At 63.1% G+C, this 15,670-nt stretch carries 11 protein-coding genes and 1 other RNA gene; 2 read left to right on the forward strand and 10 right to left on the reverse strand.

From position 1 onward, the window contains the following. Positions 1 to 540: 540 nt before the first annotated feature. From OQE56_RS15895 to OQE56_RS15910, 4 genes are all read right to left on the reverse strand, one after another. Entirely contained in the window at positions 541 to 2,187 is a 1,647-nt protein-coding gene (locus OQE56_RS15895; RefSeq protein ID WP_267225628.1) for a multicopper oxidase family protein, read from the reverse strand. A 101-nt stretch (positions 2,188 to 2,288) separates the two neighbouring features. Further along, a non-coding RNA gene (locus tag OQE56_RS15900) (sX9 sRNA) lies at positions 2,289 to 2,364 on the reverse strand. 61 nt (positions 2,365 to 2,425) lie between these two features. Continuing rightward, positions 2,426 to 3,865, reverse strand: coding sequence for an MATE family efflux transporter (locus tag OQE56_RS15905; RefSeq protein WP_267225629.1), 1,440 nt, complete (start codon positions 3,863 to 3,865; stop codon positions 2,426 to 2,428). A gap of 44 nt (positions 3,866 to 3,909) precedes the next feature. Next, a complete protein-coding gene (locus tag OQE56_RS15910) occupies positions 3,910 to 4,509 on the reverse strand; it encodes a DUF2239 family protein (RefSeq protein WP_267225630.1) in 600 nt (199 codons plus the stop codon). Positions 4,510 to 4,826: 317 nt separating this feature from the next. Here OQE56_RS15910 and OQE56_RS15915 point away from each other — a divergent pair, with 317 nt between their 5' ends. After that, positions 4,827 to 5,342: an acyloxyacyl hydrolase gene (locus OQE56_RS15915; RefSeq protein ID WP_267225631.1), complete on the forward strand. Its 516-nt coding sequence runs from the start codon at positions 4,827 to 4,829 to the stop codon at positions 5,340 to 5,342. Positions 5,343 to 5,985: 643 nt separating this feature from the next. On the opposite strand, the gene OQE56_RS15920 is transcribed toward OQE56_RS15915, so the two are convergent. The 5 genes from OQE56_RS15920 to OQE56_RS15940 all read right to left on the reverse strand — a co-directional run bounded on the left by OQE56_RS15920 (position 5,986) and on the right by OQE56_RS15940 (position 11,106). Then, a complete protein-coding gene (locus tag OQE56_RS15920) occupies positions 5,986 to 7,506 on the reverse strand; it encodes a DHA2 family efflux MFS transporter permease subunit (protein WP_267225632.1) in 1,521 nt (506 codons plus the stop codon). Between the two features lie 71 nt (positions 7,507 to 7,577). Then, a complete protein-coding gene (locus tag OQE56_RS15925) occupies positions 7,578 to 8,807 on the reverse strand; it encodes an HlyD/EmrA/EmrK family protein (protein WP_267225633.1) in 1,230 nt (409 codons plus the stop codon). Positions 8,808 to 8,818: 11 nt separating this feature from the next. Continuing rightward, the gene (locus tag OQE56_RS15930; protein WP_267225634.1) at positions 8,819 to 10,288 is read right to left on the reverse strand and encodes an efflux transporter outer membrane subunit; all 1,470 of its coding nucleotides are present in this window, start codon (positions 10,286 to 10,288) and stop codon (positions 8,819 to 8,821) included. A gap of 27 nt (positions 10,289 to 10,315) precedes the next feature. Beyond that, positions 10,316 to 10,774, reverse strand: a complete 459-nt coding sequence (locus tag OQE56_RS15935) for a MarR family winged helix-turn-helix transcriptional regulator (protein ID WP_267225635.1) — start codon at positions 10,772 to 10,774, stop codon at positions 10,316 to 10,318. 86 nt (positions 10,775 to 10,860) lie between these two features. Next, on the reverse strand, positions 10,861 to 11,106 hold the full coding sequence (locus OQE56_RS15940) for a hypothetical protein (RefSeq protein WP_267225636.1): 246 nt from the start codon (positions 11,104 to 11,106) through the stop codon (positions 10,861 to 10,863). Positions 11,107 to 11,346: 240 nt separating this feature from the next. On the opposite strand from OQE56_RS15940, the gene OQE56_RS15945 reads away from it, so the two are divergent. Next, the gene (locus OQE56_RS15945) at positions 11,347 to 12,171 is read left to right on the forward strand and encodes an AraC family transcriptional regulator (RefSeq protein ID WP_267225637.1); all 825 of its coding nucleotides are present in this window, start codon (positions 11,347 to 11,349) and stop codon (positions 12,169 to 12,171) included. A gap of 962 nt (positions 12,172 to 13,133) precedes the next feature. Here OQE56_RS15945 and OQE56_RS15950 read toward each other — a convergent pair. Then, positions 13,134 to 15,569, reverse strand: coding sequence for a S9 family peptidase (locus OQE56_RS15950; RefSeq protein ID WP_267225638.1), 2,436 nt, complete (start codon positions 15,567 to 15,569; stop codon positions 13,134 to 13,136). Positions 15,570 to 15,670: the final 101 nt, after the last annotated feature.

Genomic DNA, 15,670 nt, shown 5'->3' on the forward strand with positions numbered 1-15,670 from the left:
AAGTGTGTGGTGTTGCGCGTTTGTAGTTACTCCTGCCTGCATGTCGATGGCGGTAGAAACGCTGAGGCAAGCACCCGCCCCTCACCCCAGCCCTCTCCCCGGAGGGGAGAGGGAGAAGTGGGGTGCCCCCGCGAAAGACGCAGCGCGAACTGAGAGGAAGCGAAGCGACGTTCCGCTTTAAGTCCTCTCCGCTGTGGCGCGTTGCGGTGTAGCCGTACCGCGTGTCGGATGGATCGTGAGGTGCCGATTGCCGAGGCCGCCAAGGCTGGTATTAAACACGACGCTACGAGCCTTTCTAGGCCATTTTCTTTGGGTTACTTTTCTTTTGGGCCAGCAAAAGAAAAGTGACTCGGCCTCCGGCAGGAGGTCGAAACGCCCGCTGCGTAGGCGGCACGCTGGCGGAAGAGCCAGTTCAAGAGCGAAAGTCACTGGATCCCTGCCTTCGCAGGGATGACGGTGAGGGAGAACCCACCCAATCGCGAGTACCCAACCGTCTCCCTCAGGCAAAGATGGAGCACATATTTGCTTCGCGGAAGCGCATCAAGCGGGCAGCAATTGATATGGCCGCATCATGTCGTTGTCTTCGTGCTCAAGCAGATGGCAATGCCACACGTAGCGGCCGGGCTCGCCTTCGAAGCGCGCAATGATCCGCGTGACCATGCCTGGGTCAGCACGCACAGTGTCCTTCCAACCCATTTCTTCCGGTGGCGGTGGTAGCGCCGGGCCGGTGTACTTGAGCGTTTTCGTCGCATTCCAGGCGAACAGGTCGAACGGCCGCCGTTCAAGCACCTGGAAACGCACGAGATGCAAATGCACCGGATGCACGTCGCCGGTGAGATTCATCAGGCTCCATATCTCCACGCTGTTCTGGCGCGGGTTCTCCGTGATGGGTGCCGACCAGTGCTTGCCGTTGAGCAGCATCATCATGGCGCGGCCACCGGCGTCATCCTGTTCGCCCAGCGTGAGCACACGATCATGGACCGCACTCGCCGGATCGATACGCTTCACCGCGCGCAATGCGGCGGGCAGTGCGCTGGTATCGCGGCGGCCGCGATCACGTACGCGGAATGCCATGATCGCTTCGGATTGCTGGCGTAATTGCACCTGCGCACCGTCCATGCCGGAAAAGTCGACAACGACGTCGGCACGCTCAGCGGGATAAAGCGTCACGCGCGAACGCTCGACCGGCGCTGCGAGCAGACCCTGATCGCTGGCGATCTGCTGGAACGGCCGCCCGTTGGAAAGGGAGAGTTCGTAGAAGCGCGTGTTGGCGGCGTTGATCAGGCGCAAGCGATAGCGCCGCGGTTCCACCTCCATGAAGGGATACAGCTTGCCGTTACACAGGATGGCGTTGCCATTGCACTCGGAAACCCACGGCGCATCCGGGTCGTCGGACACGGGGTAGTAGAGCTGTCCGTCCTTCGCGATCAGGCGATCGCACAGGATCAGCGGGACATCATGCTCGCCAGCGGGCAAACCCAGTGCCTGTTCGTCGGCATCGTGCACGATGAAAGCGCCAAGCAACCCGGCGTAGATGTTGAGCCGCGTGATGCCCATGGCGTGGTCGTGGTACCACAGCGTGGCCGCATCCTGCGTGTTGGGATAGTGATAGACGGCCGAACGACCCGACGTAAACCAGGCTTCCGGGTAGCCGTCACTCGCGGCGGGCGCGCGGGCACCGTGCACGTGCGCAACGGTGCGTACCTCCGGCTTGTCGCGCTCCGCGCCGTGGAGCGTGTGATCGATGGGCAGGAAATGGCGGCCGGGCAGGGCGTTGGCCCATTCCACCAATACGGGCTGTTGGCGCGTCACATGGAAAGTCGGCCCGGGAAACGCGCCGCAGTATCCCCACATCGGCGTGGGTGGCAGATCGCGATGCAATTGCGCGTGGAAGGCGCGCATCTCCATGCGATAGAACGGCAGCGACTTGCCCGGATAAGCCGGATGCTCCCGTTCGCCAACGGCTTTCGCTATCGGCGGTATCGGCAACGGATCAACGAAGCGCTCCAACGTCACCGGGTTGACCAGCGGCACCTTGGGCGCGGCCAGTTGCGGCATGGCCATGCGTGCCATGTCATCCGTCTTCGACGCAGGTTTGGACAGGCCGAACAGCCCCATATCGGCAGCCGCGGCCACGCCCACAAGGTCGGCCAGTCCACGCAGGAATTCGCGCCGCGAAAGACTCACGCGATCACGTGTCCGTTGAATGAAAGGGGGCGGTATAAGCGAGCCATGTCACCCACGTTAGGAAGCGTGGGTGACAGTGGCATGGCAGCGGCGCGTAGAGCCGCAAACAAAACGTAGCGAGCGGCCGCGAGGTGGGCGTGGGCGGCGCGCAGGAACCGGAGTGTACGAGTTGTACATGAGGATTCCGAGCACCGACTGCGCCCGCCTCGTGGTCGCGCAGTAGTTTTGTTAGCGGCTCTTACTCGGCGGGTGCCGGCGCCGCTTCTGCTGCGGGGTGAGCCGCACCGCCCTTGGGCATGGACTTGGACAGCATGTGCGCATGCCGCCAGCCGCCCCAGCGGTAATAGCCCATGGCCATCAGCATCGAGGCCAGCGAACCGAGCGGGAAGCTCCACCAAATGGCGTCTGCGCCGATGCTGGACATCAGCGAGAGCGCGAACGGCGGGCGGATCAGCCACATCGAGATGAACAGGATGATCAGTGGCGGCCACACTGCGCCGGTGGAACGCACCACGCCGAACAGCACGAACGTGACGCCGAAGAACATGAAGGACCATACGGCGATGCTGTTGAGATGCTCGGCCAGCGCGAGGGCCACTCCGTCGTTGGGCAGGAACAGACCGAGTACGACCTTGCTGAACAGATAGATCAACAGAATCAGCGAACCGCTCAGCAAGAAGTTGTAGCTGACACCCACGCGTGCGATGCGCTTTACGCGATCCCACAACTGCGCACCCACATTCTGCGCAGCCATCGAGGACACGGCTGCGCCAATGGCCATCGCAGGCATCTGCACGTAGTTCCAAAGCTGTGCGGCAGCGCCATAGGCAGCGACGGTATGCGAGCCATAACCGTTTACCAGGCTCAGCATCAGCATCATCGACGAAGAGATCACGATCATCTGCAGGCCCATCGGCAGGCCCTTGAAGATCAGCGCTCGCAGGATGTCCCAGTCCGGCATGAGGAAGCGGCGCTCGCCGCGCGTAAGACGCAGAAAGTGCTTGCGCGAATACAGCGTGGTCAGCAGGGCGATCAGCGCCACGGTCTGCGCAATCAGCGTCGCGGTGGCCGAACCGGCGATGCCCATGCGCGGAAACGGCCCCACGCCAAAGATCAGTAGCGGGTTGAGCGCGATGTCCAGCAGCACCGACAGGATCATGAACATGAAGGGCGTGCGCGAATCACCTGCGCCGCGCAACGTCATCATCAGGAAGTTGTAGAAGTACATCGACGGCAACGCGATGAAGATGATGTGCAGGTACGGCACGGCGTACTTCAACGCATCTTCCGGCGTACCCAGACGCGCCAGCATCCACGGCGTGCCGACGTAGCCAAGGATGGCGATGATCACGGACAGGCCACAGAAGAAAGTGACGCCGGTGCCTACCACGCGCTTGGCTTCCACGATGTTGCGCGCACCCAGGCTCTGCCCCACCAGAATGGTGCTGGCCATGCTCACGCCGAACACCGCGCTGAGCAGCAGGAACAGAATCTGGTTGGCGTTGCTGATGGCGGTCAGCGCGGCTTCGCCCAGAAAGTGGCCGATCCAGATCGCATTGACCGACGCATTGAGTGACTGCAATACCGTGCTGCCGAGTATCGGCAACGCAAACATCAGCAGCGTCCGTGCGATCGGGCCTTCAGTAAGCAAGGGCTGCCTGGCAGCGAGTGAAGACATCGAGAAGGTTCCGAAGAAAAGAAAACGTGGGGATAGGGGAAGGGTCAGGTAACGACATCCGCGTCGTCCCATGCTCGGGACGCCAAGCGTCGCACATGCTCACGCACATCGGTGGGCCAATGGCCGGTCAGTTGTTCGAACTGGTCGCGCTCTCGCCGCCAGAATGCGCGCGTCGCCTCTTCGTAGCCCGGCAGATTGCCAGCCATGGCCAGCATGAAGCGGTCTACGGCTTCGCCGGCCTGACGGACACGATCGCGATCACGGTTCTGCCGCCGTGCTTCTTCCACCAGACGGCGCAGCGTGGCCGATGCACCGCCAGGTTGTGCGGCGAGCCATTCCCAATGACGGGGCAGCAAGGTGACTTCGCGCGCAACTACACCTAGCCTGGGTCGCCCGGGACCACGCGCCACCGATTCGTCGTCCGGCTCGGCGGGCGACGGCAGCCGGGCCAGTACATCGTCCGGCGAACCACGCAGATCGACTTCCACCGGCAAACTGCTGTGGTCATCAAAGATCAGCACGGGTCCGGCCGCGCCCGCGTCGACGGCCTGTTTGGTGGCAAGCACCACGCTGGCCAGGGCGCCCGAGGCGATAAGGCGATGACCATCGAAAGCGGTGCAAGTCATGGCATCCGGCAGCGACATGATTTTATCCGGGGTTAAAAGAGGACATATATTGTCCGGGTAATATTTAATCGTCAAGCGATCCGGGCGACCGTCACACCGCGACGCCAGTCCAGCAAAGCGTGCCATTTCTGTCGTTTTACGGTGTTTTCGGCGTGAATTTCACGCCGATGAGAACAAACTGACTACCCGCAAGGAGCTGGGGAACAAAGCGCTAGCACCGCCCGCGCAACACGCCATTACTGGGACTCGACCCGTTTCCAAAACCGGCCGGTCCAGTAATTTACTAGACGGTGCGGTGCATGAATACCCCCTCCCCCCATCAAGAAGAAAAGCGCATGCGTTTCCCCTTATGGAGGGGTGCGGTGGCGCTCGCACTGCTGGGTCTTTCCGCGTCAGCCCTCGCCGGCACGCGCATCGAAGTGGCGGGTGGCCGCAGCGATTCCGACGGCTACTGGACCAACACGGCCTGGCTCGAAGCGACCTTCAGCGAACGCGTCATCGGCCACAGCCGCTTCACCTGGGCACCCGACGCCTCGCTGGGTTTCATCAATGGCCGCCACGTGGCCCGCTATGGCGCAACGGTAGCCGACGACGTCTGGCTACTTGCCGGTGGCGTCCGCTTCCACTACGGCGAAAGCAGCGACTGGTATCACCATCTGTTCTGGACCGCGCAGATCGCCATCCAGGCCGGGCGCACGATGGCGTTGAGCAGCGGCGGCGAGTTCGTCAATTCAGTCGGCTGGCAGGGTCATCATTGGTCATTCCAGATACGCCATATATCCAACGCGGGCATCAAAGACCCCAACCGCGGCGAGACGATGGCGCTGGTGGGTGTGGCTTTTGATCCTTGAGGCGGCTTTGACCGAAAGGAACAACAGCGGCCCCGCAAGAGCGGCGTTGCTATTTGGACGTCTAAATGATCAAGGCGCTTCTAGCGCGGCTATCGATCCACTGAGGCAAGATTGGCCCCTCACCCCAGCCCTCTCCCCGGAGGGGAGAGGGAGAAGTGCAACGCCCCGCGAAGCACCCATGCCATCAGCATGCGCCGCTTTAAGTCCTCTCCGCTGTGGCGCGTTGCGGTGTAGCCGTACCGCGTGTCGGATGGATCGTGAGGTGCCGATTACCTCGAGCCCCAAGGCTGGTATTAAACACGACGCTACGAGCCTTTCAGGCCATTTTCTTTGGGTTACTTTTCTTTTGGGCCAGCAAAAGAAAAGTGACTCGGCCTTCGGCAGAAGGTCGAAACGCCCGCTGCGTAAGCGGCCAGGTCGCGGAATCGTGGCAACCGGAGCCCAGAAACAAAGAGCAAAGGCACTGGATCCCAGCTTTCGCTGGGATGACGATTCCTATGAAACGTTCAGGAGAGTCTGAGGCTTCCCATAAGACGTTCTGCGCGCTTAGCGCTTATCGCGCTTTCGCAGGGTTGACGGGAAATGAAGCCAAAAAAGAAAGAGGCCGCATCGCTGCGGCCCCTTTTCAACAAACATCCAGCGATCAGTGATCCGCTCCCGGCCCCGCCTTCGCACTAAACGGCGGCCGCGCCAGCCATACCACCAGAATCAGGCTCAGGAACACCCAACCCAGCATATGGAACACCTCGTTGAACGAGATCTGATAACCCTGCTGCGTGATGAGCTGATCGAGCATCGCATTGCTTGCCGGCCCGCTGATGCCCGCCGCCTGCAGTGTCGTCTGCGGCGAAGAGTCGTAAGCCGTGATGTGCTCGCTCAGGTGAGCGTGATGCACGATGGCGCGGTGATCCCACAGGAACGTGGTAAGCGATGCCGAGAAGCTCGCGCCCAACGTACGCAGGAACGTCGCCAGACCGCCGCCCGAGGCGATCTCGTGCGGTTGAAGATCCGACAGCAGGATGGTGGTCACCGGCATGAAGAACAGCGCTACACCCAGGCCCTGGAACAACTGCACGCCAGCCACATGCATGAAGTCCACCTGCAGGAAAAAGTTCGAACGCAGGAAGCAGGTGGCACCCATGATCAGGAACGCGCACGAGGCCAGCAGCCGCATGTCGGTGCGTGAAGCGTACTTGCCGACGATAAAGGTCAGCATCACCGGCAAGATGCCCAGCGGCGCCGCTGCAAAACCGGCCCAGGTAGACGTGTAGCCCACGTTTCGCTGCAACCATTGCGGCACCAGCAGACCGATCGCGAAGAAGGCCGCGTAGGCCAGCACCAGCGCGATCGTACCGATGCGGAAATTGTGGTGGCGCAGCAGACGCAGGTTGACGATGGGCTCATCGTCGGTCAGTTCCCAGATCAGGAAAATGGCCAGCGCCACGGCCGACACGATGCTGGTGATCACGATGAAGGGCGAGCTGAACCAGTCCTCGTCGTTACCCTTGTCGAGCACGATCTGCAGCGCACCCACACCGACGATCAGCGTGATCAGCCCAACGTAATCCACCTTCGGGCGCGAGGTGGTGTCCGGGCGCAGCTTCATCTGATTGCCGACAACCATGCTGGCGAAAATGCCGATGGGTACGTTGATGAAGAAGATCCACGGCCACGAGTAATTGTCGGTGATCCAGCCACCGAGAATCGGACCCGCGATCGGCGCCACCACAGTCACCATGGCCAATAGCGCCAGCGCCATGCCGCGTTTGGCGGGTGGATAGATCGAGATCAGCAGACTCTGCGTGATCGGATACATCGGACCGGCCACCGCACCCTGGAGGGCACGGAACAGAATCAGCATCGGCATGCTCTGCGCGAGGCCGCACAGGAACGACGCGATGGAGAACAACAGCGTCGACCAGATAAACAGCCTCACCTCGCCGACACGACGGGTGAGGAAGCCGGTGAGCGGCAGCGCAATGGCGGTGCTCACGGCGAAAGAGGTGATGACCCAGGTGCTTTGATTGACGCTGACGCCAAGGTTGCCGGCGATGGTCGGCAGCGACACGTTGGCGATGGTCGTATCGAGCACCTGCATGAAGGTCGCCAACGAGAGGCCGACCGTGGTCAGCGCCAGGTTGGGCGGACGAAATTCATTGCTCATCGCACGAATAACCTTGAAGGGTGAGGCGCCGGCTTAGAGCCGGCGCCATGTGGCTGTGTTGGCCTGAGCGCTCAACGACGAGCCTGGTTGTCGCCATCGGTGTGGCGGACATCGCGATCGCCCGTGGTATTGGCGTGAATGATGTCCTGGATGATGGCGTCGGCCTTGACCAGCTGCTGTTGATACACGTCGGTACTGAAGGTCGGCTGCGTGGGCGCATGCGTGGCCAGCAGCGGACCGGACTGGTCATGCAGGTTCACGTCCACCTTGGTCGACAGGCCGATGCGCAGCGGATGCTCCTGGAGCTGCTTGGGGTCGGTGAAGAACACACGCACCGGCACGCGCTGCACGATCTTGATCCAGTTGCCCGTGGCGTTCTGCGCCGGCAGCAGGGAGAACGCGCTGCCCGTGCCCACGCCGAGGCTTTCCACCTTGGCCTTGTACGTTACCGAACCACCGTAAACGTCGGCACGCACTTCCACCGGCTGACCGATGCGCATGCCGGCAAGCTGCGTTTCCTTGAAGTTGGCGTCGATCCACACTTGATTCAGCGGCACCACGGCCATCAGCGGCGTACCCGGCGATACGCGCTGGCCCAGCTGCACCGAGCGCTTCGCGACATAGCCGTCCACCGGCGCGATGATGGCGCTGCGCACCTCGTCGAGATAGGAAGCGCGCAAGCGGGCGGCAGCGGTCTGCACGTCCGGATGCGAGGCGACGACGGTGTCGTCCACCAACACCTTGTTGCTCTGGAACTGCTGCTGCGCGGTGGTCAGCGCACTCTGCGCCGTGGTCAGCGCATCGAGCGCGTGTGACAACTCTTCGGCCGAAATGGCACCGGACTTGGCAAGATCACGGCGGCGATTGAAGTCGGCCTGAGCCTTGTCCACGGCCGTCCTGCGCACAGCTACTTCGGCCTGGGCGCCGTTGACGTTGCTGTAGAGGCCGCGGACTTTGCGCACCGTGCTGGCGAGGTTGGCCTTGGCCTGCTGCAGCGCGACGGTGGCATCGGCCGGGTCGAGCTTCACCAGCACATCACCCGCGTGCACGAGGTCGCCATCGTCGACACCGATGGTGACCACCGAGCCGGCCACGAGCGGTGTGATCTGCACGAGGTTGCCGTTGACATAGGCGTCATCGGTGCCTTCGTACCAGCGGCCTTCGAGGAAGTACCAGGCGCCCCAGCCGACAGCGGCAAGCACGACCACGGTGCCGAGGGCTTTGAGCATGAAGCCACGGCGATTCTTGGGAGGTTGAACGGCGGCCGCGTTGTCAGCCGCGAGCGGAGTCTGGTTAGACATGGGGAGTGCCTTCAGAGCGAATGTTCGGGGGAGGTTTCAGCGACGGTCTGGGCCGCCTCACCCTGCGGACGGAAACCACCGCCGAGGGCCTGAATGAGTTGTACGGAGGATTCCACTTGTTGGGACTTGAGCGCGGCCAAGCGTTGCTGCGCTCCCAGTAGCTGTTGACGCACGATGAGCGCTTCGAGGTAGCTGCCCACGCCGGACTTGTAGCGCTGGTCGGACAACTGCCACGCCTGGGTGGCAGCATCCACCGCGCGCTGCTGGGCAGCGACCTGCTGCTGCGAGGACTGTACGGCGTCGTAGTCATCCGCCACTTCATTCACCGCGCTGACCAGCGTCTGGTTGTACCGGGCGACGGCCTCATCGTACTGCGCGTCCTTGCCGGCAAGGTTGGAACGCAGGCGGCCGCCATCGAAGATCGGCAGGCTGACCGATGGACCGAAGGTATAGAAGCGTGCCGGCAACTGCAGCGGATTGATGCTGCCAAACGCGGCGAAACCGGCCATGGCGCTGATGCTGACGTTGGGCAGGAACTCGGTCTTGGCGGCTTTGATGTCCTTGCCCGCGGCTTCGACCTGCCAACGCGCAGCGACGAGGTCGGGACGATGGCCCAGCAAGTCGATCGGCAGATCTGCCGGCACGGCGAGCACCACCGGTTCCAGCTCCTGCGGACGGGCGATGTCGAGGCCACGATCGGGGCCCTTGCCCAGCAGCACAGCCAGCGACGAACGCGCGGCGTTGATGGCGCGCTGCGCCGCAGCCAGCTGCTGATCGGCATTGGCCACTTCGGTTTCGCTCTGCTTGAGCTGTAGCTGGCTGTCGAGACCGGCCGCCACGCGCTGCTGCGTCAGCTGACGCGCCGTGCTGGCGCGCTCCTGCTCGGCCTTGGCTACGTCGAGCTGCGCGTAGGCGTAGCCCAGTTGCGTATATGCCCGCGCAACATTGCTGGAGAGTTCGATGCGTGCCGCCTGCGATTCGATGTCCGCGGCACGCTCTTTGCCCAGCGCGGCTTCCCACGCAGCACGCTTGCCACCCCACAGATCGAGGCCCCAGCTGAAGCTGGCGCGGACATCCTTGAACCAGGTGAAGTGACCGCCGCCAAGCTCCGGCGGCGCTGCCGTCAGCGGCAGGCGCTGGCCAATGACGTTGGCACCGGCGCTGACGCTCGGGCCACGATCGGCATCGGCGAAACCGGCCTCGGCCTGCGCCTGGCGGGCGCGTGCATCGGCAATGGCGAGCGAGGGGTTGTCCTTCAACGCTTCGGTGATGAGCGCGCTGAGCTGGGGATCGCCCAGGCCGGTCCACCAGTCTTCAGCCGGCCACGCGGCCGGTGAAACCTTCACGTCGGACAGGCTGCGATCACTCTTGAGGGTGAGGGCATCGATCAACGAACCAGACGGATGCAGGCCGCCGCTGCTGACGCAACCCGCCAGAGCGAGGGTGATGCCGGTGGCTGCTGCAAGGAGTTGCAGACGCATGGGCTTGGTTTCCAGAGATGAAGTGGTTCAGGTCTTGTCGCGGAGCGCGTCGAGCAAGCGCCCCAGGTAGTCGTGCAGTTGCTGCCGCTCGGCTTCGCTCAGCGCGCGCTGGGCGGCTACGAGTACCCGCTCGTTGCAATCGGCCATCCGGCTCCAGAGGGCCGCGCCCTCCGGGGTCAGCGCGATGCGCAGCGCCCTGCGGTCCTGCTCATGCGGTTGCCGGCGTAGCAGACCGCGGCCTTCCAGCTGATCGAGCTGACGGGTCATCGCGCCGCCATCCAGCTCGACAGAGCGGGCCAGTTCGCTGGCCGACATCGGGCCGAGCAGCGCCAGCCGCTTGAGGATCAGGAACTGGGTGAATCGCAGGTCCACACCCGAGGCCTGCAACTCCGCCTCGATGCTGCGCACCAGCTCGGTACGAACCAGCCCGATCAGGACGCCAAGGCTCTCCTGATGCTTCGGAGCGGAAGGGGAATTGGGGATCATGGCCGCGCATTCTATTGCCGAAATTATATTTGTCAAGGCAAATATATGCTGATCCTATTTTGTTCTGGCAAATTTTGTGGGCGCGCTTAACCAGCACTTCTGGCCATCTCGTCCGCCAGCCAGGTGCGCAGCGCCGGATCGCGCAACTCAAACAGCTCGAACACGCCCAGCGCCCGCACCGACGGCAGCAGCGCCAGCAGGCGAGGCTCAATAGCCCGCCGTACCAGCTCGGGCGTGGCGGGGTCCAGCATCTGATGGGCGCACGCCACAAAAGCCTCCAGCGGTGCGGTCACGGTTGCGGCGTCAGGCGCCCTTACAGCGGTCATCGACATGGCTCAGCTCTCCCTGGGCGCCCCGGGGATGGCGCCCCTTGATGAAGCAAGGACGTAGTGTCGGGTGCGGGCGTGACCGGCCGAGATCAAGCAGGAGAAATGGCACGGGTACCGCGAACTGCCACCGACACCACGTTCACACCGCGAGCGGCGGCAGCGGTGGGAATCGGGCAAGCATGATTGAGCAGGCGACCGGGTTACTGTTAGCGTTATTTGGTCAAGTTATATCGAGAATCAGCCATGGGGCATCTTCGCGAAAAAGATGAGAACCGGTTCCACGAGATGATCGAGCGCCTCGATGGACCCTCGGTGATCGCTTACTGGACGGAGGGCGAAGCCACCAGTGAGTACAACGAAGGCACGCGCGAATACGGCTGGCACTCGCACGCGCGCGGGCAGCTGTACTGCGTGGAAAGCGGCCTGGTACATGTACGCACCGCCAAAGGCTCCTGGCTGATGCCACCGCACAGGGCCGGCTGGATGCCGCCGGGCGTGGAGCACACCGTCACCATCAGCGGCCCCATGACTGGCTGGGGCGTTTTTGTCGTCCCCCTCGAATGCGGCTGCCTGCCCGCCGAACCCTGCGTATTGGGCGTCACTGAGCTGATGCGGGCGCTGGTGCGCCGTGCCAGCTCGTGGGTATGGAACACGGAGCTGGACGAAAGCCAGGAACGCATTTCGACAGTTCTGTTGGAAGAAATTTGCCGTGCGCAACGAGAGCGTTTGCACCTGCCGATGCCGTTGGACCGGCGTGCATTGCGCATCGCGCTGGCTCTGCTGGAGAACCCGAACGACAACCGCAGCCTCGACGAGTGGGCGGTGTGGGCGGGTCTGTCGGCGCGTAGCCTGAGTCGTTTGTTTCGCAGCGAAACGGCGTTGAGTTTTGCGCAGTGGCGTCAGCTGGCGAGGCTATCGCGTGGATTGGAACGGCTGGCCGATGGCGAAGCGGTGTCTGCGGTGGCGGATGCGCTTGGCTATGCAAGTGTGAGTGCGTTTGTGGCGATGTTTCGGCGGAGTTTCGGGCAGCCGCCGGCTAGGTATTTTGCGGCGCAGGGGGCGCAGTAGCGCCGCATTCTCGCGACGCCGTGTTCCCTCTCCCCTGCGGGGAGAGGGTTGGGGTGAGGGGCGGGTGCTCGCGGTAGCGTTCAATCCCCTCACCGTCATCCCTGCGTAGGCAGGGATCCAGTGACTTTGCTCTTGGACCTGATCTGGCGTTCCCGCCAGCGTGCCGCCTACGCAGCGGGCGTTTCGACCTCCTGCCGGAGGCCGAGTCACTTTTCTTTTGCTGGCCCAAAAGAAAAGTAACCCAATGAAAATGGCCTGAAGAGCTGGCAGCATTGCGCAGGGATAAGCCCGAACGGTAGAGGATCGTTGTCACTTGGCAACCTTCGCCGCTACACAGCGGGTACTTCAGAGCGCTTCGCAACGCGCCATCGCGGAGAGGGCTTAAAGCAGCTATCGCTACGCTTTCCGACAGCAGGGGCGAAGTAAAGAGGCCGCTACGCCTCCTGATTCTCGTGGAGAACTCGCTGGATAACGGCGTGCCCGCCTGCAGTGAGCCAGGAGCAACGCGCTCTACCAGCGCGATGTGCAGCGCAGCTGCACGAGCCGTCGGCTTTGTGCTTTTGATCTTCCGGGTCCCCGTATGAGGCGGCGGGCGGGTGGAGGAACAGCCCGAAGGGTGGCCGGCATGGATGCCGGCCAGTTTGGCGTCAGGGCAGGATGCCCTGTCGACAAACCCCGCAACCCGATCGCGCACCTGGAGGGCGAAGCCCGGAAGGCGCCTCATCCGGGGGGCCCTTCTCTTTGGTTACTTTCTCTTGGGCAAGCAAGAGAAAGTGACCCGGCCTCCGGCAGGAGGTCGGAAGCCCGCCGCAGGCGAGCCAGGTTGCGGTAGCGCCGAAAAGAGCGAAAGTCGCTGGATCCCAGCCTTCGCTGGGATGACTGTGAGGGAGATCAGCGTTACCGCGAGCACCCGCCCCTCACCCCAACCCTCTCCCCGAAGGGGAGAGGGAGCCAAAAGCGATTTACTGCTTCGCCGGCTTCACATACGTGTTGAACAACTCATCAATCCGACGGTACTCGTCGTACCACGAGTCCGGATGCGTGAAGCCATGACGCTCCATCGGGTACAGCGAGATCCAGAAATTATTCTTGTGCAGCTCGATGAAGCGCTGATAGATGCGCACCGTGTCGCTCGCCAACACGTTGTCGTCGATCAGCCCGTGCTGCAACACCAGCGGGTCCTGCAGCTTGTCGGCATAGTTGATCGGCGAGCTGATCGCGTACGACTCCGGATCGAGCAGAGGATCGTTGAGAATGTTCGAGGTGTATTCGTGGTTGTAGCTGCTCCAGTCCGTCACCGGACGCAGCGCCGAACCCGCCGCGAATTCGCCAGGCGCGCGCAGCAGGGACATCAGCGTCATGAAGCCACCGTAGCTGCCGCCATACATGCCCACCCGCTTGGGATCCACGCCGTGGTTCTTCACCAGCCACGCCTTGCCGTCGAGCAGGTCTTCCAGTTCCGGATGACCCATCTGGCGGTAGATCGCGGTACGCCAGTCGCGGCCGTAGCCTTCCGAGGCGCGGTAGTCCATGTCGAGTACGACAAAGCCCTGCTGCACCAGCAGGTTGTGGAACATCTGCTCGCGGAAGTAGTTGGAGTACGACAGCGTGACGTTCTGCAGGTAGCCGGCGCCGTGCACAAAGATCACCGCCGGACGCGATGCCGCCGCTGCCGGATCAGCCGGGCCGTAGTACTTGGCCCAGATGGTGCCCGCGCCATGCGAGGACGGCACGCCGACGATCTGCGGCTGCAGCCAGGCATGCGCGGAGAATGCAGGCTTCATCGTGTTGGTGAGTTCGCGCGGCGCACCGCCAGCCGCGTCCTGCACGGCAAGCTGCGGCAGCACGTACGGAGATGAGTGCAGCACCGCCAGCTGGCGTCCATCCGGTGACAGCGCGAAGTCGTTCATGCCCTGGTACTGGGTGACGCGGCTCAGTTCACCGCCGCCCGCTGGCACGCGGTAAGCGTCATAGCTGTACGGCGCGACCTGGTTGGCACGCACGTAGAACCACTGGCCGTCGTCGCTGAGCACCGGGTGGCTCACTTCGAACTTGCCGCTGGTCAGCGCTTTGGCCTTGCCGCTCAGGTTCTTGCTATAGAGCTGCGAGTAGCCGGTTTCCTCGCTCAGATACCACAGCGTGCTGTTGTCCTTGAGCCAGCCGAAATCGTTGAAGTTCCAGTTGATCCACCCCTTGTCGGTGAGGCGGTGCTGGTTGACGAGCGCATGCTTGCCTAAGTCCACGCTGGCGATCCAGCGATCCTTGTTGTCGATCGCGCGCAGCTGCACGGCCACATTCTGGCCGTCATCGCTCCACACGATACCGCCACCACCGCCGTCGTCCGCGCTGGAAATGATGCGCACGGCGCGCACGTCAGGCGCCTTCAGCGCTTTTGCCTGATCGCCTTTGCCGTCTTTCTGGAGTGCGGCGATGGCCTTGGCGCGGAGATCTTTGAGCGGATCGTCCTTGATGCCCGGCAGTGCGTCGGTCTTCAGCGGATAGAACTTGGCGGCCGTCAGATCCACCAGCATCAGCGACTGGGGCATGGGATCGTTGCGCCCGACATAGACGCGCGTTTCCTGCTGCTCGGCGTAACCGGACTCGGTGACGTAATGGGTGACCTCGGGCTTCTTGCCGCCCTTGGCGTCCTTGGGCTGGGTAACCACCAGCATCCAGCGGCCATCGGGCGACAGCTCGGTGTCCATCAGCTCGCTGCCTTCGCCGAGGTAGATCGGCTTGGGTGCGCGGCTGGGATCAGCAGCCATCAACGCATCATCGTTGGCGCGTTGTGCGTCCTTGTCGGATTTGTTTTCGCGCAATGCGCGGAACATCTCCATCTGCTGCGCGCCGAGCGCGTCCGGCTGTTTGGCCTGCGGGTCGTCGGCAAAACGCAGCACGGCGGCAGGCGCGCTGACGCCAGCGGCGATGTCGTAGACGAACCAGTTGTTGCCCTGGCGGTACTGCAGGCTGCGGCCATCGCTGGAAAAACGTGGCGACGATTCCGGCTCGCTGCTGCGCGTCACCTGCACGCGGCGGCCACTGCCGAGATCCACCATGAAGACGTCGCCATGAAGCACGAACGCGGCGTGGCGATGCGTGCGGTCGTATACCGCCGGGCCTTCAGCCTGTGCCATGGCGGCCGGCTCCAGCTTGCTGCTCTGGCCGCTGGCCAGGTCGACGCGATAGAGATCACGCACCTTGCTGCCGTCGCGCTTGAGCGCGTAGTACACGCTGCGGCCGTCCACGCTCCAGTACGGCGATTCCACCGCGGCGCCGATCCAGTCCGGATTGGCCATGATGGTTTCCAGATCCAGCTGCCCGCTGTTGGCGGATGGCGACAGGGCCGCCGCAGGTAAGGCGGCGAGGGCGGCAAGGCCGGCGAACAGCATTCGGCGCATGAAGGGCTCCACAGTCAAAACGTTTGAGCATAGCCAAGGTATGCGAGCATTCAAGCGCCGATGGTCCCGGTTCAATCTGGATGCCTAGACAGCTAATCTTT

The sequence above is a fragment of the Dyella silvae genome, assembly GCF_026421305.1.
Classification (GTDB): Bacteria; Pseudomonadota; Gammaproteobacteria; order Xanthomonadales; family Rhodanobacteraceae; genus Dyella; species Dyella silvae.

Excerpts from the sequence above, each read along its gene's own strand:
- OQE56_RS15905 (WP_267225629.1), bottom strand. The coding sequence starts at position 3,865 with ATGTCTTCACTCGCTGCCAGGCAGCCCTTGCTTACTGAAGGCCCGATC.
- OQE56_RS15910 (WP_267225630.1), bottom strand. The coding sequence starts at position 4,509 with ATGTCGCTGCCGGATGCCATGACTTGCACCGCTTTCGATGGTCATCGC.
- OQE56_RS15950 (WP_267225638.1), bottom strand. The coding sequence starts at position 15,569 with ATGCGCCGAATGCTGTTCGCCGGCCTTGCCGCCCTCGCCGCCTTACCT.
- OQE56_RS15935 (WP_267225635.1), bottom strand. The coding sequence starts at position 10,774 with ATGATCCCCAATTCCCCTTCCGCTCCGAAGCATCAGGAGAGCCTTGGC.
- OQE56_RS15915 (WP_267225631.1), top strand. The coding sequence starts at position 4,827 with ATGCGTTTCCCCTTATGGAGGGGTGCGGTGGCGCTCGCACTGCTGGGT.
- OQE56_RS15940 (WP_267225636.1), bottom strand. The coding sequence starts at position 11,106 with ATGTCGATGACCGCTGTAAGGGCGCCTGACGCCGCAACCGTGACCGCA.
- OQE56_RS15920 (WP_267225632.1), bottom strand. The coding sequence starts at position 7,506 with ATGAGCAATGAATTTCGTCCGCCCAACCTGGCGCTGACCACGGTCGGC.
- OQE56_RS15925 (WP_267225633.1), bottom strand. The coding sequence starts at position 8,807 with ATGTCTAACCAGACTCCGCTCGCGGCTGACAACGCGGCCGCCGTTCAA.
- OQE56_RS15945 (WP_267225637.1), top strand. The coding sequence starts at position 11,347 with ATGGGGCATCTTCGCGAAAAAGATGAGAACCGGTTCCACGAGATGATC.
- OQE56_RS15930 (WP_267225634.1), bottom strand. The coding sequence starts at position 10,288 with ATGCGTCTGCAACTCCTTGCAGCAGCCACCGGCATCACCCTCGCTCTG.